Source organism: Solibacillus sp. FSL W7-1436, assembly GCF_038007305.1.
GTDB lineage: Bacteria > Bacillota > Bacilli > Bacillales_A > Planococcaceae > Solibacillus.
The window spans coordinates 3359185-3376580 of record NZ_JBBOWV010000001.1; the positions used below are offsets into that span (position 1 = coordinate 3359185).

13 protein-coding genes are annotated in these 17396 nt (G+C 39.5%); 1 reads left to right on the forward strand and 12 read right to left on the reverse strand.

Annotated features, from left to right (window positions below; genetic code table 11):
* Positions 1-36 precede the first annotated feature (36 nt).
* Positions 37-1773, forward strand: coding sequence for an ABC transporter ATP-binding protein (locus MKX73_RS16570; RefSeq protein WP_340718401.1), 1737 nt, complete (start codon positions 37-39; stop codon positions 1771-1773).
* Between the two features lie 56 nt (positions 1774-1829).
* Here the strand turns inward: MKX73_RS16570 and MKX73_RS16575 are convergent, their stop codons facing one another.
* The 12 genes from MKX73_RS16575 to ilvD form a co-directional block, all read right to left on the reverse strand.
* Positions 1830-2954, reverse strand: a complete 1125-nt coding sequence (locus MKX73_RS16575) for a Ger(x)C family spore germination protein (RefSeq protein WP_340718402.1) — start codon at positions 2952-2954, stop codon at positions 1830-1832.
* Positions 2929-4044 carry a GerAB/ArcD/ProY family transporter gene (locus MKX73_RS16580; RefSeq protein WP_340718403.1) on the reverse strand — a complete coding sequence of 372 codons (1116 nt, stop codon included), beginning with the start codon at positions 4042-4044 and terminating at the stop codon, positions 2929-2931. Before MKX73_RS16580 ends, MKX73_RS16575 begins: the two co-directional genes overlap by 26 nt.
* Complete coding sequence (locus MKX73_RS16585; RefSeq protein WP_340718404.1) at positions 4041-5384, reverse strand: spore germination protein; 1344 nt, start codon at positions 5382-5384, stop codon at positions 4041-4043. The genes MKX73_RS16580 and MKX73_RS16585 overlap by 4 nt, the downstream gene beginning before the upstream one ends.
* Positions 5385-5513: 129 nt before the next feature.
* The gene (locus MKX73_RS16590) at positions 5514-6080 is read right to left on the reverse strand and encodes an ABC transporter substrate-binding protein (protein WP_340718405.1); all 567 of its coding nucleotides are present in this window, start codon (positions 6078-6080) and stop codon (positions 5514-5516) included.
* 123 nt (positions 6081-6203) lie between these two features.
* Positions 6204-6794 (reverse strand): 3-isopropylmalate dehydratase small subunit, encoded by a 591-nt coding sequence (gene leuD / locus MKX73_RS16595; RefSeq protein WP_340718406.1) that lies wholly within the window; start codon positions 6792-6794, stop codon positions 6204-6206.
* A 12-nt stretch (positions 6795-6806) separates the two neighbouring features.
* Positions 6807-8216 carry a 3-isopropylmalate dehydratase large subunit gene (leuC, locus tag MKX73_RS16600; RefSeq protein ID WP_079526911.1) on the reverse strand — a complete coding sequence of 470 codons (1410 nt, stop codon included), beginning with the start codon at positions 8214-8216 and terminating at the stop codon, positions 6807-6809.
* Positions 8217-8287: 71 nt separating this feature from the next.
* Positions 8288-9388, reverse strand: coding sequence for a 3-isopropylmalate dehydrogenase (gene leuB / locus MKX73_RS16605; RefSeq protein ID WP_079526913.1), 1101 nt, complete (start codon positions 9386-9388; stop codon positions 8288-8290).
* Positions 9389-9515: 127 nt separating this feature from the next.
* Positions 9516-11060: a 2-isopropylmalate synthase gene (locus MKX73_RS16610; protein ID WP_079526915.1), complete on the reverse strand. Its 1545-nt coding sequence runs from the start codon at positions 11058-11060 to the stop codon at positions 9516-9518.
* A gap of 1 nt (position 11061) precedes the next feature.
* Complete coding sequence (ilvC, locus tag MKX73_RS16615; RefSeq protein ID WP_079526917.1) at positions 11062-12075, reverse strand: ketol-acid reductoisomerase; 1014 nt, start codon at positions 12073-12075, stop codon at positions 11062-11064.
* Between the two features lie 279 nt (positions 12076-12354).
* The gene (gene ilvN / locus MKX73_RS16620) at positions 12355-12870 is read right to left on the reverse strand and encodes an acetolactate synthase small subunit (protein WP_008403681.1); all 516 of its coding nucleotides are present in this window, start codon (positions 12868-12870) and stop codon (positions 12355-12357) included.
* On the reverse strand, positions 12867-14612 hold the full coding sequence (gene ilvB / locus MKX73_RS16625) for a biosynthetic-type acetolactate synthase large subunit (RefSeq protein ID WP_340718407.1): 1746 nt from the start codon (positions 14610-14612) through the stop codon (positions 12867-12869). The genes ilvN and ilvB overlap by 4 nt, the downstream gene beginning before the upstream one ends.
* 446 nt (positions 14613-15058) lie before the next feature.
* Positions 15059-16729 (reverse strand): dihydroxy-acid dehydratase, encoded by a 1671-nt coding sequence (gene ilvD / locus MKX73_RS16630; protein WP_340718408.1) that lies wholly within the window; start codon positions 16727-16729, stop codon positions 15059-15061.
* Positions 16730-17396 lie beyond the last annotated feature (667 nt).

Here is a 17396-nt window from a genome sequence, read left to right on the forward strand (position 1 = left end):
GAAATTATTTTATTTTTATTAAAGGATGAGCATTTTATGAGTAAAAAGTTGCTTCAAGTAAGTGATTTACGTGTATCATTTATAACGGGAGAACAGGAATTCGAAGCGGTCAAAGGCGTAAGTTTTCATGTGAATGAAGGAGAAACAGTCGGAATTGTAGGAGAATCCGGAAGCGGGAAAAGTGTAACGGCCCGTTCAATTATGCGTCTGCTTCCTTCTCCTCCATCTTTTTTGAAAGATGGAACGATTGAGTTTCAAGGAAAAAATCTCATTACCCAAACGGAAAACCAGATGGAAGCGATCCGTGGAAAAGACATTAGTATGATCTTCCAGGACCCGATGACTTCCACGAACCCTACAATCCGTATCGGGGATCAAATTGCAGAAGGTATCATAAAGCATCAGGGGCTTTCTAAAAAAGACGCGTATGCTAAAACAATCGAACTGCTGAAATTAGTGGGCATAAAAAATAGCGAAGAACGTTATAATCAGTACCCCCATGAATTCAGTGGCGGAATGCGGCAAAGAGTGATGATTGCTATGGCATTGGCGTGTAATCCTTCCCTCCTTATTGCGGATGAACCGACAACCGCTCTTGACGTAACAATCCAGGCTCAAATTTTGTCGTTGATGAAGGATATGCAGCAGCGATTTGGTACATCGATTATATTGATTACACATGATTTAGGTGTTGTCGCGGGCATGTGCGACCGCGTAGTTGTTATGAAGGAAGGCGAAGTAGTAGAACAAGGAACGACGGAAGAAATTTTCGCCAATCCGCAGCATCCTTATACGAAACGGCTGTTAAATGCTTTACCAAAGCTGCATGAACCAAAGCAGCCTAAAGAACTGCCTAATTTATCGCCTGATTTGAATATCGATGTGCCTTTAGTCGAAGTTAAAAATATATCCAAACATTTTGAATTAGCAAAAGGCAATGTTTTAAAAGCGGTGAACGATTTATCGTTTCAAATTTTCCCTGGTGAAACATTAGGGCTTGTTGGTGAATCCGGCTCCGGAAAATCGACAACCGGGCGTACACTGCTTCAGTTGCATGAGCCAACGGACGGTGAAGTGCTTTATAAAGGCGTGCCGGTCAGTCGCTTAACGAAAAATGAACTGAAAAGTATGCGTCGCCATATGCAGATTATTTTCCAGGATCCTTATTCAAGTTTAAATCCGAGAAAAAAAGTACTGGATATTATCGGAGAAGCTCTGGATATCCATAAACTGTCCCCTTCAAAGGAAGCACGCCGGTTACGTGTGGAGGAATTGTTGGAGCTTGTTGGTTTGAAAAAAGAGCATGCACTCCGCTATCCGCATGAATTCAGCGGCGGTCAGCGCCAACGAATCGGAATTGCACGCGCCCTTGCTGTGGAACCACAATTTATCGTTTGTGATGAACCATTATCCGCGCTTGATGTGTCCATTCAAAAACAAGTCGTGGATTTACTAAAAGATTTGCAGCAACGACTAGGATTAACGTATTTATTTATTGCTCATGACTTGTCGATGGTAAAACATATTAGTGATCGGGTAGCTGTTATGTATGGCGGGAAAATTGTTGAGCTGGCAGAAAGTGAAGAGCTGTATGCCAATCCGCAGCATCCTTATACGAAAATGCTGCTCGACTCGATTCCAATTCCGGATCCGGCTATCGAAAAACAGAAAAAGCGTCGGGTAATGACAGACGAAGAACTGGCAGCGAACCGGTTCGATGTCGAGAACACAGAGCTTGTTGAAGTTACAAAAGGTCACTGGGTAGCAATTTAACTTAAAAAAAGACTTCAGACAATCGTTTTGAAGTCTTTTTTTATTACCCAATGTGCTTATTGGATTGATCCGGTACTTTTTATTCCTGGTTTAACAGTCAAGTTGACTTTAGCTTTTTTATAGGCTTCCATCCATTCTTCATCGGACATGCGCCGATTATGTAAAACCTTTGCTTTGTAATCGATGCCGAAACCTAGCGGATCATAGCCATTTTTTTTCATCTTCGTTATAAATTCCTTAAATTTCTCCTCCGATTCTTTTTTCAATTCTTCATTATATTTTGGTAGATCTTTATTTTTCATTGGTTTATGAGATTCTGCTACCGAGCCGTATAAACTAATATTAATATCAAGCTGGATTTCGGACTTATTTTTAATATTTACATTATATTTCGATTTGACCGTATCGATATTGGCAATGAAATGATCCCCCTCCTCCTTTATAAGTAAATTCGCATGTTTTACACTTCTTGACAGCATATTATAAATCGATGTATCTAAAGAATCCAATTCTAATGGCTCTTTATTCAATGCAAGCAATAGGGATTTATTAACTTCGAAATGCTGATCTTCCTGATTTATTTCAATGATCGGCAGAACACTATCGATTCCACTTTCTTTTATATTTCTTCTGAATTCAAATAAGTGTGTCGTCACAATATAAGGTGTTGTCGTACCATTACTGTCAAAGTAGTTAAACAATTCCGGATAGGCCGCCGATTCCCCCTGCGGAATCATTTTAATAATTTCTTCTGCATTAGGACGTCCGACAGCTATCCAGGAAATCATCTGTATATCAGGTCTGCGCAGTAAAAAGTCCAAAATTTCCTTGTTTTTATTATCTTTTACCAATTCCTCACCTAGAATAATTAGCTTTGAATGTCCAAATTCAAGCTCCTTATCTGAATAGGATTCCATCATACGAATTGCTTCTGAAAGAGTTTCCCCATTCTCCGATAAATAGGAATACTGCGGTTCTGTAGCCTCTGTAAAAGATCCGGTCGGTTCATATAGCTTCAATGTAACTTTGTACGGGTTTTCCTCATCATCAGAAACATCCAGGGCGATCATTGCAACAAAAACACTTTTATCAATGTCTTTAAATGCGCAGCCAGATAGTAGAATACCTCCAAGTACAAATAAAAGTAAAGTTCCTTTAATTTTCCGAGGGAGACTCATCATTTTTCATCCTCCTGTTAATATAAGTAAACAATAGGATCATGCCTGGAAAAATAAAAACCAAAACATCATAAAAATAACTCGAATACTGAAAAAGCTGGTATTCAGTTAATACGGTTACAAAGTATAAAGAGATGGCAACAAAAATAGGAAGCGGCAAAAATATCCCGATAACTTTATCTTTATATTTAATTTTTTCCAGCTTAAATGTAAATTTTAAAAACTCTACTGCCGCATACCAATGAATAAGTATGCTTAAAAAAGCAATCCCTAAATAAAACAGTAAAAACATGAATAACACACGTTCAATAATAAAATAATCCATCCTGATCGAATCGGTTGTCGAGATCCATGGATAGACTAAATCATCAATACCTTCAAGTCCATTAAAGCCAATCGGTATGAAATACGTTGTAAATAAAGTCCCGACAGATATTAAAACGATAAACATAATCTGTCTAAAGCCAAATTTCTGTTTATCCGTAAAGAATCGATTGAATATAAATAGATTGGCAGCCCCCAAAAATAAAAAAAAGCAAGCAGAAAATGAATGCCAGTTTGGTACTTGATTAATATATAAAGCCGCTTCCCTAACAAAATCCCAATTTAAACTATTGCTGCTGTATGCTTTAAAAAATATGAAAAGGATTAAAGGACTTGTGATTATCATAATCATCTCAACGGTGTACATTACACGGTCTGTTTTTAAAATACAGCCAAAAATTACCGATAATATAAGCGTCAGGCAAATTAGAATGATCGGCATTTCAGGACTTAAATAGCGTATAAGTAAGAATGTAAATGTTATAAGCGTAATAAGTCCGGCAACAAACCATAGTACAGCGAGTACAAAAACGAAGGGCAAATAAAACCATTTTGAAGTAGTCTTTTCCAGCAGTTCCGGTAATGTTTTGCCAGGATACTTAAGGAAAAATTTTGTATATAGTGTTACAAGAAGTACTCCTGCTGCAATTGATAAAAGCATGGAAATGACAGCACCATCATCGTGATAATTGAGAAGTATGGCAGGTACCGAAGCGATAATATTCGCAACCATATTAATAATAATTAAATAGTAATAAAACCTGCTCATATTTCCTCCCCTGCCTTCGTTTTACTTGTCTTCTTTTCGTTAAATTTCAGATATGGTTCACCAAAGCTGTCGATGCTCACTAAATACATAATCAATGCATAAAGTGCTAATGTTAATCCTGCCAAGCCGAGTAATGTTGCTGCAAGAATGAAAAAGAAGCGAATTACGCGTATGGTAAATGCCATTTCATTGATTGGAATAACAAAAGTTGATATTGCTACCGCCGACACAATAATAACCATAATATCCGATGCAAGTGATGCTTCTGTTACAGCCGTCCCTAAAATCAACCCCCCGACGGTAGTAGCCGTTGCACTGATCGTTTTCGGCAGCCGTATACTCGCTTCCAGCAGCATTTCCATAAAAAATAGCATGAACAATACTTCTACAAATGAAGAAAACGGAACCCCAATACGGCTTCCTGCAATTGTCAGAGCGAGTTCGGTTCGGAAAACTTCCGGTGCAAATGAAGTAATACCGATATATAAGCCCGGTAAAAGGAGACTGATAAATAACCCGGTATAACGGAGAAATTTAAGGAAAAACGATATATAAAACGAATGGTAATTATCCTCCATCGATGTCATGAAATCGAAGAAATATACAGGGGCAATTAATGCTTGAGGATTACCGTCCACTAATAATATTACTTTGCCTCCAGCCAAGTTATAGACAATCCTGTCCGGCCGCTCTGTCATAATCAACTGTGGAAATAACGAATACTTTTTATTGTTGATATAGTTACTTAGCTGAACTGTTGATGTAATGACCTGCTTATCTACTTGCTGCAGTTTTTCCGTGATAATGTTCAGGGCATTTTTATTTACTTTTTCTTTGTCATAAATGATCGCCAGTTTATGATTGTTTACTTGTCCAATCGTGGAGTATTCAACATACAATGTCGGCTGATGGTAATCGGATCGGATAATATTAATATTTGTCGCAATATTGTCGCTAAGTGCCAGCTGTGAACCATGAATTGTTGTTTCAACTGATGCTGTATTCGTCTGATCATTGAAAGAAAATTTCAGGTCTAGTAAATAAAATTTATTCTGTATGAAAAGAACCACATTGCCGTTAAGCACTTCAGTTTTCAGCTGCTCCGGCGACTTACTGTCCTGAAATTGGGGCAAGGCTTTTAAATATCGAATGTATTTCGTTTCGGATGGCATTTCAAAATAAGGTTTAATGACAATTTGTTGAAGCAATTCCACATCGATAAGCGGCTTTATGTAAAATAGCTCGGCTTTCTTATCTTCATCTTCCAGCGTCTTCATCGTTAATTCATTTGTATCTTTGAATTGTTCATTAATCCACTTAATGTTCTCTTCCGAAGACATAGTATTTCTCCAATCTCAGATAAACTTTTTTATAGAATGTCCATTATGAGAAATAATATTCAGGAAAGGTTAAATTTGGTTAAGAGACATTAAAAAAGCCAATCTCATATTGAGAATGGCTTTTCCTGTTTATTGGTTACTCGCTTTTAATAAGCGGTATGCATCCATATTAATTGTTTTTACTGGGCTGATATCTTCCATGATATCCACTACATCGGTTAGCAATGGTGTTAAATTTTCTTCGATAAATTCTTTTTTCACCGCATCTGTTACTTCGATTTCCAAGTTATCCATTCGGATTAGCAGTTCATCGCACATAATATGCAATACTTCTTCCTCCCGATAAGTTGGCGTATCGTTCAAAATAAGCTTTGCTCGCAAATCCAAATATTTATACCAGTAATCCCTTAAATCCAGCTGTTGCTTATTTTTATATTGCTGACGTTTAAAACCATTTGGATCCGTATTATTCGTCAAAGTAAGCAATCTTTCCATTTTATACTCAATCGTTGACTGATTTTCGTTAATTTTCAGTTGTTCGGCTTGTAAAATTCTTTGTTTCTTTTTCTCTTTAGAAAATTTTATGATTTTTTTAACCGCATAATACAATACAACCGCTCCAACGATAAACATCCAGTAGCTAATAATAAATCCAATGATAAATATTATGCCTATCCAAATCCATACATTTTTCATTGTTACACTCCCGATACTTAAACAATTTGAAGAAAAGTATAGCACCGGAAAATTGTCACAACAACCGGTAAAATAAGACAAAGCCTCTTGCTAAGGGTGAACCCAAAGTAAGAGGCTTGTAGATTAGTATGCTACGCGGTTTTTCTCGTATGCTGCAATTTGCTCTTCATACTGGAATGTAAGAGAAATTTCATCCCATCCATTTAATAACATTTGTTTATAATATGGATCGATTTCAAATGAATACGTTTTGCCGTAACCTGTAGTAACTGTTTGCTGTTCTAAATTCACTTCAATTGCCTTTGCTTCTGCTAAACCTTTTTCTAAAAGTTCGTCACATTCGCTTTCAGTTAATTTAATCGGTAAAATACCGTTTTTGAAACAGTTATTATGGAAAATATCCGCAAAGCTTGGTGCGATGACAACTCTGAATCCGTAGTCAAGGATTGCCCACGGTGCGTGTTCACGTGATGAACCACAGCCAAAGTTATCTTGCGCAACTAAAATTTCTGCATTTTTATATTCTGGTTTATTTAATACGAAATCCTCGATTGGATTGCCGTTTTCATCAAAACGCCAGTGATAAAATACGTATTGTCCGAATCCTGTGCGTTCGATGCGCTTTAAAAATTCTTTCGAAATGATCTGGTCGGTATCGACGTTTTTACGATCAAGTGGTGCATAAATACTATTTACTATATTAATCGGTTTCATGCTGATCTCTCCTTATGCTTCCTGCTTTTGTAGCTTACGAACATCGACAAAACGTCCGTGAATTGCAGCAGCTGCTGCCATCGCTGGTGATACAAGATGTGTTCGGGCACCTGCACCTTGACGTCCTTCAAAGTTACGGTTAGATGTTGAAGCACAACGCTCACCCGCTGGAATAACATCTTCATTCATCCCTAAGCAAGCAGAACAGCCTGATTCGCGCCATTCAAAACCGGCATCAAGGAAAATTTGATGTAGCCCTTCTTCTTCTGCCTGGCGTTTTGTCGACCAAGAACCAGGAACTACAATCCCTTTTACACCCGGTGCAAGCTTTTCGCCTTTTACAATTTCAGCAGCTGCACGTAAGTCATTAATACGGGAGTTCGTACAAGATCCGATAAATACATGTTGAATTTCAATATCCGTAATTTTTTGGCCTTCTTGTAAATCCATATATTTCAGTGCTTTGTTTAATGCAGATCTATCCGTTTCATTGTCATAATCAGCAGCAGTAGGAACTGTTTTCGAAACGCCGACACCCATCGCTGGATTTGTACCCCAAGTTACAATCGGTTCAATTTCCTGAGCGTCGATTTCAAGAACAACATCATATGTTGCATCCGCATCAGAAGCAAGACTTAACCAGTATTTTGCCGCTTCCTCAAATTTTTCACCTTGAGGAACATGACGGCGACCGCGTAAAAATTCAACTGTCGTTTCATCCGGTGAAATCAGGCCTGCTTTTGCTCCTGCTTCAATTGACATATTACAGATTGTCATACGCTCTTCCATAGAAAGCTTGCGGATCGCTTCACCTGTATACTCTACGATATGTCCTGTACCGACACCGATCCCCCATTTTGCAATGATTGCTAAAATGATATCTTTTGCTGTTACCCCAATACCAAGTTCACCGTTAACACGGATTTCCATTGTCGGCGGCTTTAATTGCCATAATGTTTGTGTCGAAAGTACATGTTCTACTTCCGAAGTACCGATTCCGAATGCGATTGCGCCGAATGCACCGTGAGTTGCTGTATGTGAATCACCGCAAACAATTGTTTTACCAGGTTGTGTAAGACCTAATTCCGGTCCAATAACGTGAACAATCCCTTGATCCGGATGACCGATATCCGCTAATTCGATACCGAATTCTTTTGCATTTTCAGCAAGTGTCATAATTTGTTTTTTTGCGATTGGATCGTTAATCGTCGGCAGGTTTTTTGTAGGTACGTTATGATCCATTGTTGCGAACGATAGATCTGTACGACGCACTTTCCGTCCTGCCAGGCGTAGTCCTTCGAATGCTTGAGGACTTGTTACTTCATGAATTAAATGCAGGTCGATATAAAGTAAGTCCGGCTTTCCTTCTTCACGATGTACGACATGCTGTTCCCACACTTTTTCAATAATATTTTTCCCCATAGTTCTCACCGTTCCTTAACCATATATAGTGTTGATATTCAAAACCATCAACAGTTTTCTTTCGATTGAAATTAGTTATATGAAATCATAATGCTGTCTGAAACGAAGCTTGCATCGATTTCGTTTAGTACTTTTTCTGTCCATTCCTCTGTTGATAATGTACGTGTATGTTCCTGAGCTAAATCGGCTGTATAGTAGCCATCTTCGAATACGGCTGCAACAGCACGTTCGATTTCTGCAGCTTCTTCTTTTAAGCCGAATGAATATTGAAGCATCATTGCTACTGAAAGAATTGTTGCTGCCGGGTTCGCAACACCTTGACCTGCAATTTCAGGAGCTGAACCATGTACAGGCTCATAAAGTCCAAAATTATCGCCGCGAATTGATGCAGAAGGTAATACACCAAGTGAACCCGTAATAACAGAAGCTTCATCACTTAAAATGTCGCCGAATAAGTTTTCTGTAACAATGACATCATAATGACCCGGGTTAGTAATCAGTTTCATCGCCACTGAGTCAACTAAGTTGTGTTCTGTTTCTACATCTGGGTACTGCTTTTTCTTTTCTTCTACAATTTCACGCCATAAACGGGATGTATCCAGTACATTTGCTTTATCTACCGAGCAAAGTTTTCCACGGCGTAAACGTGCTAATTCGAATGCATTTTCAACAATACGTTCGATTTCTTCACGGGAATACACACATGTATCAATAGCACCTGCATCTGTTTTCTTACGTGGCTCTCCGAAGTATAGCCCTCCTGTTAATTCACGGACGATCATTAAGTCTACATTTTCCGCAACTTCACGCTTTAATGGAGAAGATGCAAGTAAACTTGGGAATGCTTTCACAGGACGTAAATTCGCAAATAAATCAAAGTGCTTGCGAATTTTTAGTAAACCTTTTTCCGGACGCAATGCTGGCGGGTTGTTATCCCATTTCGGACCACCTACTGCACCTAATAAAATGGCATCACTTGCTTCACACATCGCAATTGTCTCTTCCGGTAATGGATTATTGTACTGGTCAATTGCAGCTCCGCCGATTGAAGCATAGTTTAAATGAAATGTATGGTTAAAACGTTTCCCGATTACTTGTAATACTTTTACTGCACTTGCAACAACTTCTGGACCAATGCCGTCACCTGGTAGTACTGTAATTTTCTTTTCCATTTGTAAAACACCTTTCTTTCTACGTGAAGTAACTTGATGTAGAAGCGCCACCAATTAAGATGGCGCTATTATTCTTATAATGAGCTTGCTAGTTGTTTTCCTTTACAGGAACAACCTTTTTATTCTATTAAACCGTAACTTCTTGTTTATCGCGTACTTGCTGTTGAATCAATTGTCTGTTTACTGCATTCAAATACGCTTTTGCGCTTGCTTCCAGCACATCTTGTGCTGAGTCACGTCCTGTTGATGTATAGCCGTTATATTTTAAATTAATGACCGCTTCTCCAAGTGCATCGCGTCCTTTACCGACTGACTGTACTCGGTAGTCCAAAATATTGACTTTACCTCCAACAAGCTGTTCAAGTGTATTAAAAATGGCTTCGACTGAACCCGACCCTGTTGAGGCGATTGTTTTCAACTCGCCATCAGGTGTCATAACTGATGCAGTAGCTGTTGGAATATTTTCTGTACCGTATTGAACTTGAACCGATTTAAGTTCAAATAACGGAACATCTTCTATTGAAACTTGCTGCTCAGTTAAAATCGTTGTTAAATCTTCTTCTGTTACTTCTTTTTTGCGGTCCGCTAATTTTTTGAACTCAGCGAAAGCTTTGTTCAATTTTTCATCCGACAGCTGGAAGCCCATTGTTTCGGCACGGTCACGGAATGCTGCGCGGCCTGAGTGTTTTCCTAAAACTAACGGAATATCGTCTTCGCCGATCAGTGCCGGTGAAATGATTTCATATGTTTCAGGGTTTTTCAGTACACCATCCTGGTGAATACCCGATTCATGTGCGAATGCATTTTTACCGACAACAGCTTTGTTCGGTTGAATGACTACGTTTGTTAAACGGCTTACCATCTGTGATGTACGTTTTATTTCTTTTAAGTTCAAGCCAGTTTCAACACCGTAGAAGTCTTTACGAATATGTAGGGCAACACCGATTTCTTCTAATGCGGCATTTCCTGCACGTTCACCTAGACCGTTAATCGTACATTCTACTTGATCTGCACCGTTTTCGATGGCTGCCAATGAGTTTGCAACTGCCATTCCTAAATCGTCATGACAATGAGCAGAGAATTTAATTTTTTCTGCCCCGATCACGTTTTCACGTAAATAACGGAATAAAGCGCCGTATTCTTCCGGTGATGCATAACCAACTGTGTCTGGAATATTAATCGTTGTTGCACCAGCTTTAATAACTTCCTGGCAAATACGAACTAAAAATTCTTTGTCTGAACGGAAACCATCTTCTGCAGAAAATTCTACAAGTGAGAATTTTTCCTTTGCATACTTTACCGCAGTGACAGCTTGCTCAATTACTTCATCTGGATTTTTCTTAAGCTTATATTCCATATGAATCGGGCTTGTTGCGATAAATGTATGAACATGTGGCTGCTCAGCATGGCGAATTGCTTCCCAAACTGCATCGATATCGCTTTTCACAGCACGTGCTAAACCTGTGACGATTGAATTCTTCACCGTTTTTGCGATTAACGATACCGCCTCCAAGTCACCTGGAGATGAGGCAGGGAATCCCGCCTCAATAATTGTGACACCTAAACGCTCTAGTTGTTTTGCGATTTCTACTTTCTCTGCTGTATTTAAGTTAATACCAGCCGATTGTTCTCCATCGCGCAATGTTGTATCAAAAATGTCAATTTTTCTCATATTATTTCACTGTTACCTTTTGTTTTCCTTGGTTGATGAATGGCATCATAGCACGTAATTTTTCGCCAACTTCTTCAATTTGGTGGTTTGCGCCAGCTTCTTTGAATTTTGTATATTCAGGACGACCGTTTTCGTTTTCAGCGATCCAGCGTTTCGCAAATGTACCGTCTTGGATATCAGTTAATACATCTTTCATACGAGCTTTTACTGATGCGTCAATAATACGTGGACCTGAAACATAATCACCCCACTCTGCAGTATCAGAAATTGAGTAGCGCATTGTTGCCATACCGCCTTCGAACATTAAGTCAACGATTAATTTAAGTTCGTGTAATGTTTCAAAGTAAGCTAATTCTGGTTGGTAACCTGCTTCAACTAATGTTTCGAAACCTGCTTTAACAAGTTCAGTTGTACCACCGCAAAGTACTGCTTGCTCACCGAATAAGTCAGTAACTGTTTCTTCAGCAAATGTTGTTTCAAGTAATCCGCCACGTGCTGAACCGATTCCTTTACCGTATGCAAGAGCTAAATCACGAGCTTGACCTGTCGCATCTTGGTGGATTGCGAATAATCCTGGTACGCCAGCGCCTTCAGTGAATTGACGACGTACTAAGTGACCTGGGCCTTTTGGAGCTACTAGGAATACGTCAACATCTGCTGGTGGTTGAATTTGACCGAAGTGTACGTTGAAACCGTGTGCGAACATTAACGCTTTACCTGGTGTTAAATGTGGTGCAATTTCAGCTTCGTATACTGCTTTTTGACGCTCATCCGGAAGTAAGATTTGGATTACATCCGCTTCTGCAGCAGCTTCTGCTACTGATTTAACTTCTACGCCATCTTCTTTTGCTGCATCATATGATTTACCTGGACGGATACCTACTACTACATCAAAACCTGATTCTTTTAAGTTAAGCGCATGAGCATGGCCTTGTGAACCATAACCGATGATCGCGATTTTTTTACCTTGTAATACTTGCTCATTAATTTCGTTTTCATAATACATTTTTGACATTTTCATTTCCTCCAATTAATTGAATGTTTTTTTATTTGTAATTCGGGCTTCAGATGACATCCTCCACCCTGTTTAAAACCAATTGAGTAATGTTGTATTTCGTTGCGGTGGACGCTTTCCAGGGGCACGAGGCCAACACGATGTTGGTCACAAAAACGTTGCCACAGGACGTGGCGCTCTTAGTTTTTGTTCCTTTCTCTCCCTCGTGCTTATCCCCTAGGAGTCGCCACCTCCACTACATACAACGGATCCATCTTTGACATAATATTGGCCGTTTGCTTATTTTAAAATCGATAATTGTGGGCTTTCGATTTTTTGAGCTTCACGGATAGCTGCTGTTGCACCTGTACGTGTTAACTCTTTAATGCCATATGGACGAAGTAACTCGATAAATGCATCGATTTTTTCCGGGTGACCAACTACTTCATATGTCACGACATTTTTTGATGTATCGACAACTTGCGGACGGAATGGCTCAACGATTGCATTCATTTCCAGGCGCAAGTTTGGCGGTGAAACTACTTTAATAAGCGCCAGCTCACGAAGAACGATTGCTTTTTCAGTAATATCGTTTACTTTTAATACATCAATTTGTTTCGAAAGCTGTTTGATTAATTGTTCGATTTTATTTTCATCTTCAACATGGACGATGAACGTCATTTTCGAAAAATTCGGCTGCTCCGTATGACCTACTGTAATCGATTCAATATTGAATTGACGTTTCATTAATAAGCCAGTCACTCGGTTCAATACGCCGCTTTGGTTAATTACTGTTACTGTCAGCACTCGCTTCATGGCTTCTTCACTCCAATCATTTCATGTAATCCTTTACCAGGCGCAACCATTGGGAATACGCTCACAAGTTGCTTCACTCGGCAGTCAATAACAACCGGTTCATCAGAATTGATCGCTTCATCAAAGATTGCTTCTGCTTCTGATAAATTGTCGATGCGGTAGCCTTTAATGCCATATGCATCGGCAAGTTTCACGAAGTCCGGCTGGATTGGCATCAAGCTTTGTGAATAACGTTCCTCATAGAATGTTTCCTGCCATTGACGTACCATTCCTAAACAGCTGTTGTTAAGGATAACGACTTTTACCGGTAAGTTGAATTCTTTTAGTAATGCAAGCTCCTGGTTTGTCATTTGGAAACCGGCATCTCCTACAATTGAGATAACTTTCTTCTCAGGTTTCGCAAACTGTGCACCGATCGCTGCCGGGAAACCGAAGCCCATCGTTCCTAAACCGCCTGATGTTACCCAGTTATGCGGATTATTTAAATGATAGTATTGGGCTGCCCACATTTGATGCTGTCCAACATCCGTTGTGACAATCGCTTCACCGTCCGTCAATTTATGAAGGATCTCAATTGCTTGCTGCGGTAAAACTTCTTCACCTTCTTCTTCATACCAAAGCGGGAATTTATCACGGCTATCGTTTAAGTAATGAATCCATTCCGTTGTATCCGGTCCTTCAAAATCCTTTTTCAACAGTGCGTATAATGCTTCTTTTGCATCTGCAACGATCGGAATATCAGTCGGTACATTTTTTCCGATTTCTGCCGGATCGATATCGATATGAATGATCGTGGCATTCGGTGCAAATGTTGCTAAATTTCCTGTTAATCGGTCATCGAATCGTGCACCGATATTAATTAATAAGTCGCATTTTGTAATCGCGTCATTTGCCGTTGCATAACCGTGCATCCCGGCCATTCCGTAGAATTGTTTGTGCTGTCCGTGAATGCTGCCTAAACCAAGTAATGTGTTAACAACCGGCAAATTGTATTTTTCAATAAATTCTGTCAATTGTTCGCGTGCATCTGCGAATAATACGCCGGCACCTGCCAGCACTAAAGGTTTTTTAGCTAAACTTAATGCTTGGATCGCCTTTTGAATTTGTAGATAATTCGGTTTCGTTGTCGGCTGATAACCCGGTAGATAAATGTCTTCCGGAGCTTTAATTTCATCCAGGAATACGGTTTGCGAGATATTTTTCGGGAAGTCAATGACAACCGGTCCCTTACGTCCTGTATTGGCAATATGGAATGCTTCTTTTACAATGCGGGGGATATCCGCTACGTCCTGCACCTGGTAGTTATGTTTTGTAATTGGTGTTGTAATCCCCATAATGTCCGCTTCCTGGAATGCATCTGTACCAATTACGGATGTCGCAACCTGCCCTGTAAAAATAACTAACGGAATCGAGTCGATCATCGCATCGGCAATACCTGTTACGAGGTTAGTTGCACCTGGACCAGATGTCGCAATTACTACACCCGGTTTATTCATCACTCGAGCATAACCTTCTGCTGCATGGATTGCGCCCTGTTCATGGCGTGTCAGAATATGACGGATCGGATTGCGGTAAAGAGCATCATAGATTTGTAGAACTGCCCCACCCGGGTAACCGAAAATAATATCAACATCCTGCTCATGCAGTGCCTGCACTAAAATATCCGCACCGTCTCTCGGTTTTGTTACTTGTTGTTCTGTGGGCTTTTCGATTTCTTGATTTACTGAAACGTTTGCACTCATCGTAATTTCTCCTTCCTTTTTCAAAACTTTATATGTGAAGTCATTTTGTTAAAATTGATAAAAAGAAAAAGCCTTTTTATCCGCACGCAAAAGAAAACCTCTTACGTAGGGATGAAAAAGACTTTTCATGGTACCACCCTCATTTATAACATCGGTGAACTTGTTCTCCGAAAAGAAACAGTATCCACCTAGTTACCTCGCGAACCGCCTGAGCCTCTTTGTTTCAAAATTTCCTGTAGAAATTTGTGCAACTAAACAAAGAGAACGGTTCATTAATAACGAGCAATTCGAATATGCCCGGAGCTGTCTAATGGCGAATGCGTTTAACAGCTCACTCCGAGGGGATGTCGGATATAGTTGTATCGCCGGCTTCCACCAATACCGGCTCTCTGGTAAATACAAGACTCTATATCCTTTAACCTCATCAACGTTTTAAAGTATTAAGATTATATTTTCATTACGCCGCCCTGGGAAGCATTTGTTACTAATGCAGAGTAACGTGCCAGCCAGCCGCGCTTGATTTTTGGTTCAAATGGTTTCAAGTTTTGACGACGCTCTGCAAGAAGTTCGTCGGAAACTTGTAAATTGATTGTTCTGCTTGGCAAATCAATAATAATTGTATCGCCGTTTTCGACTAATGCGATTGGACCGCCTTCCGCCGCTTCCGGAGAAATATGTCCGATTGAAATACCGCGTGATGCACCTGAGAAACGGCCATCTGTAATGAGTGCAACTTTCGTTCCTAGCCCGCGTCCTTGAATCGCAGAAGTTGGTGCCAGCATTTCCGGCATACCCGGACCGCCTTTCGGACCTTCATAACGAATGACAACTACATGTCCTTCGCGTACTCGGCCGTCATCAATTGCCTGCTGTGCTTCTTCCTGTGAATCAAATACAATCGCTTCGCCTGTGAACGTTTTAATCGAAGGATCAACCGCTCCTACTTTAATAACCGAGCCTTCAGGGGCAATATTTCCGAACAATACGGAAAGTCCGCCTACAGCACTATATGGATTATCCTTTGTGCGAATGACACGATCATTTGAAATTTCATAGTCTTTTACAAGCTCTCGCATTGAAACACCTGCGATTGTCGGTCTGTCGGGGTGAATTGCCCCTGGAATTTTTGTTAATTCATTAATAATTGCCTGAACACCGCCAGCTTTTGCAATGTCATCCATCGAAATGTCCGATGCCGGCATAATTTTTGCAATGTATGGAACACGTTCTGCCACTTTATTAATGTCTTCAATGTTGTAGTCAATTTCTGCTTCATTGGCAATTGCCAGTGTATGAAGCACTGTATTTGTAGATCCGCCCATTGCCATATCAAGAGCAAAAGCATCATCAATCGCTTCTTTTGTAACAATGTCGCGTGGTTTTACATCTTCTTTGATCATGCGTACTAAATGTTTTGCTGCTTCGTAAATTAATTCTTTACGTTTTTCGCTTGTTGCAACAATTGTACCGTTACCCGGTAATGCCAAGCCCAGCATTTCCATTAAGCAGTTCATTGAGTTGGCTGTGAACATTCCTGAACAAGATCCGCATGTTGGACATGCATTGTTCTCGATATCAAGCAGCTCTTCAGCAGTCATCGTACCTGCTTTATGTGCACCGACCCCTTCAAAAACACTCGTTAATGATAATGTTTTACCTGAAGAAGAAGTACCTGCTTCCATTGGTCCTCCTGATACGAATACGGAAGGAACATTTGTACGAACAGCCGCCATCAACATACCTGGTGTAATTTTGTCACAGTTTGGTATGTAGAACACTCCGTCAAACCAGTGTGCATTAATAACCGTTTCTGCCGAATCGGCGATAATTTCACGTGATGGCAATGAATAGCGCATCCCGATATGACCCATTGCAATTCCGTCATCCACTCCAATTGTATTGAATTCGAATGGAATTCCGCCTGCTTCAATAATGGCCTCTTTTACTACATCCGCGAATTCTCGCAAATGGACATGGCCAGGAATAATATCAATATAAGAATTACATACACCGATAAATGGCTTTTCTAAATCTCTTGCCTTCACTTTACCTGTAGCGTATAAAAGACTACGGTGCGGAGCTCGGTCAACTCCCAGTTTGATCATATCACTTCTCATTTTAAACGCCCCTCAACGTAATGCATTTATTCTAGTTGTTTATATATGTTCGATTTTTCATATAAAGTTCGAATTTTCGAAATTTTATAATTAGAAAGTCTCGAATCTTTTACACCATGTTAGCTCACATCAGAATGTCGCTTGAGTGATGTGGTGTACTAAATTGTTGTTATCATAGTACGAAATGAACTAGAACGTCAACAGTATTTTTTGAATTTTTTATACAATTCAGAAAGTATGAAATTATTGCAATCGCTTTCATCCTTATTGATGTTGCCTTTTTACTCTTTCGTCACATATTTTACATAAATTGAATTTTTAAAATTTTTTGTACATATTTATGACCCGGTAGGTTTTTCTCCATAAAAAAGAACCTAGCGACGTTTCAGGCTAGATTCTATTAATTTACTTTATCTATTAGAGTAATAATAATTCAATAGCAAAGTTCAAAATGATTAAACTGTGGATTCCTGCAAAAATCAATCCTTGACGGTCCAGCTTCTTTGTTATTGCCATATCCATATTAATCACCCCATTTATTTGATATCCTAACTATACAACATCAGACATTAAAAATCAAAATATTTAGAATATTTAATCATTGGATTAGCCCACATTTTTTGATTAACCATGGCATAATAACGTTACAAAGAATAAGGAGTGGATT

Excerpts from the sequence above, each read along its gene's own strand:
- leuD (WP_340718406.1), bottom strand. The coding sequence starts at position 6,794 with ATGAAACCGATTAATATAGTAAATAGTATTTATGCACCACTTGATCGT.
- ilvD (WP_340718408.1), bottom strand. The coding sequence starts at position 16,729 with ATGAGAAGTGATATGATCAAACTGGGAGTTGACCGAGCTCCGCACCGT.
- MKX73_RS16610 (WP_079526915.1), bottom strand. The coding sequence starts at position 11,060 with ATGAGAAAAATTGACATTTTTGATACAACATTGCGCGATGGAGAACAA.
- leuC (WP_079526911.1), bottom strand. The coding sequence starts at position 8,216 with ATGGGGAAAAATATTATTGAAAAAGTGTGGGAACAGCATGTCGTACAT.
- ilvB (WP_340718407.1), bottom strand. The coding sequence starts at position 14,612 with ATGAGTGCAAACGTTTCAGTAAATCAAGAAATCGAAAAGCCCACAGAA.
- leuB (WP_079526913.1), bottom strand. The coding sequence starts at position 9,388 with ATGGAAAAGAAAATTACAGTACTACCAGGTGACGGCATTGGTCCAGAA.
- MKX73_RS16570 (WP_340718401.1), top strand. The coding sequence starts at position 37 with ATGAGTAAAAAGTTGCTTCAAGTAAGTGATTTACGTGTATCATTTATA.
- MKX73_RS16575 (WP_340718402.1), bottom strand. The coding sequence starts at position 2,954 with ATGATGAGTCTCCCTCGGAAAATTAAAGGAACTTTACTTTTATTTGTA.
- ilvN (WP_008403681.1), bottom strand. The coding sequence starts at position 12,870 with ATGAAGCGAGTGCTGACAGTAACAGTAATTAACCAAAGCGGCGTATTG.
- MKX73_RS16585 (WP_340718404.1), bottom strand. The coding sequence starts at position 5,384 with ATGTCTTCGGAAGAGAACATTAAGTGGATTAATGAACAATTCAAAGAT.
- MKX73_RS16580 (WP_340718403.1), bottom strand. The coding sequence starts at position 4,044 with ATGAGCAGGTTTTATTACTATTTAATTATTATTAATATGGTTGCGAAT.
- ilvC (WP_079526917.1), bottom strand. The coding sequence starts at position 12,075 with ATGTCAAAAATGTATTATGAAAACGAAATTAATGAGCAAGTATTACAA.
- MKX73_RS16590 (WP_340718405.1), bottom strand. The coding sequence starts at position 6,080 with ATGAAAAATGTATGGATTTGGATAGGCATAATATTTATCATTGGATTT.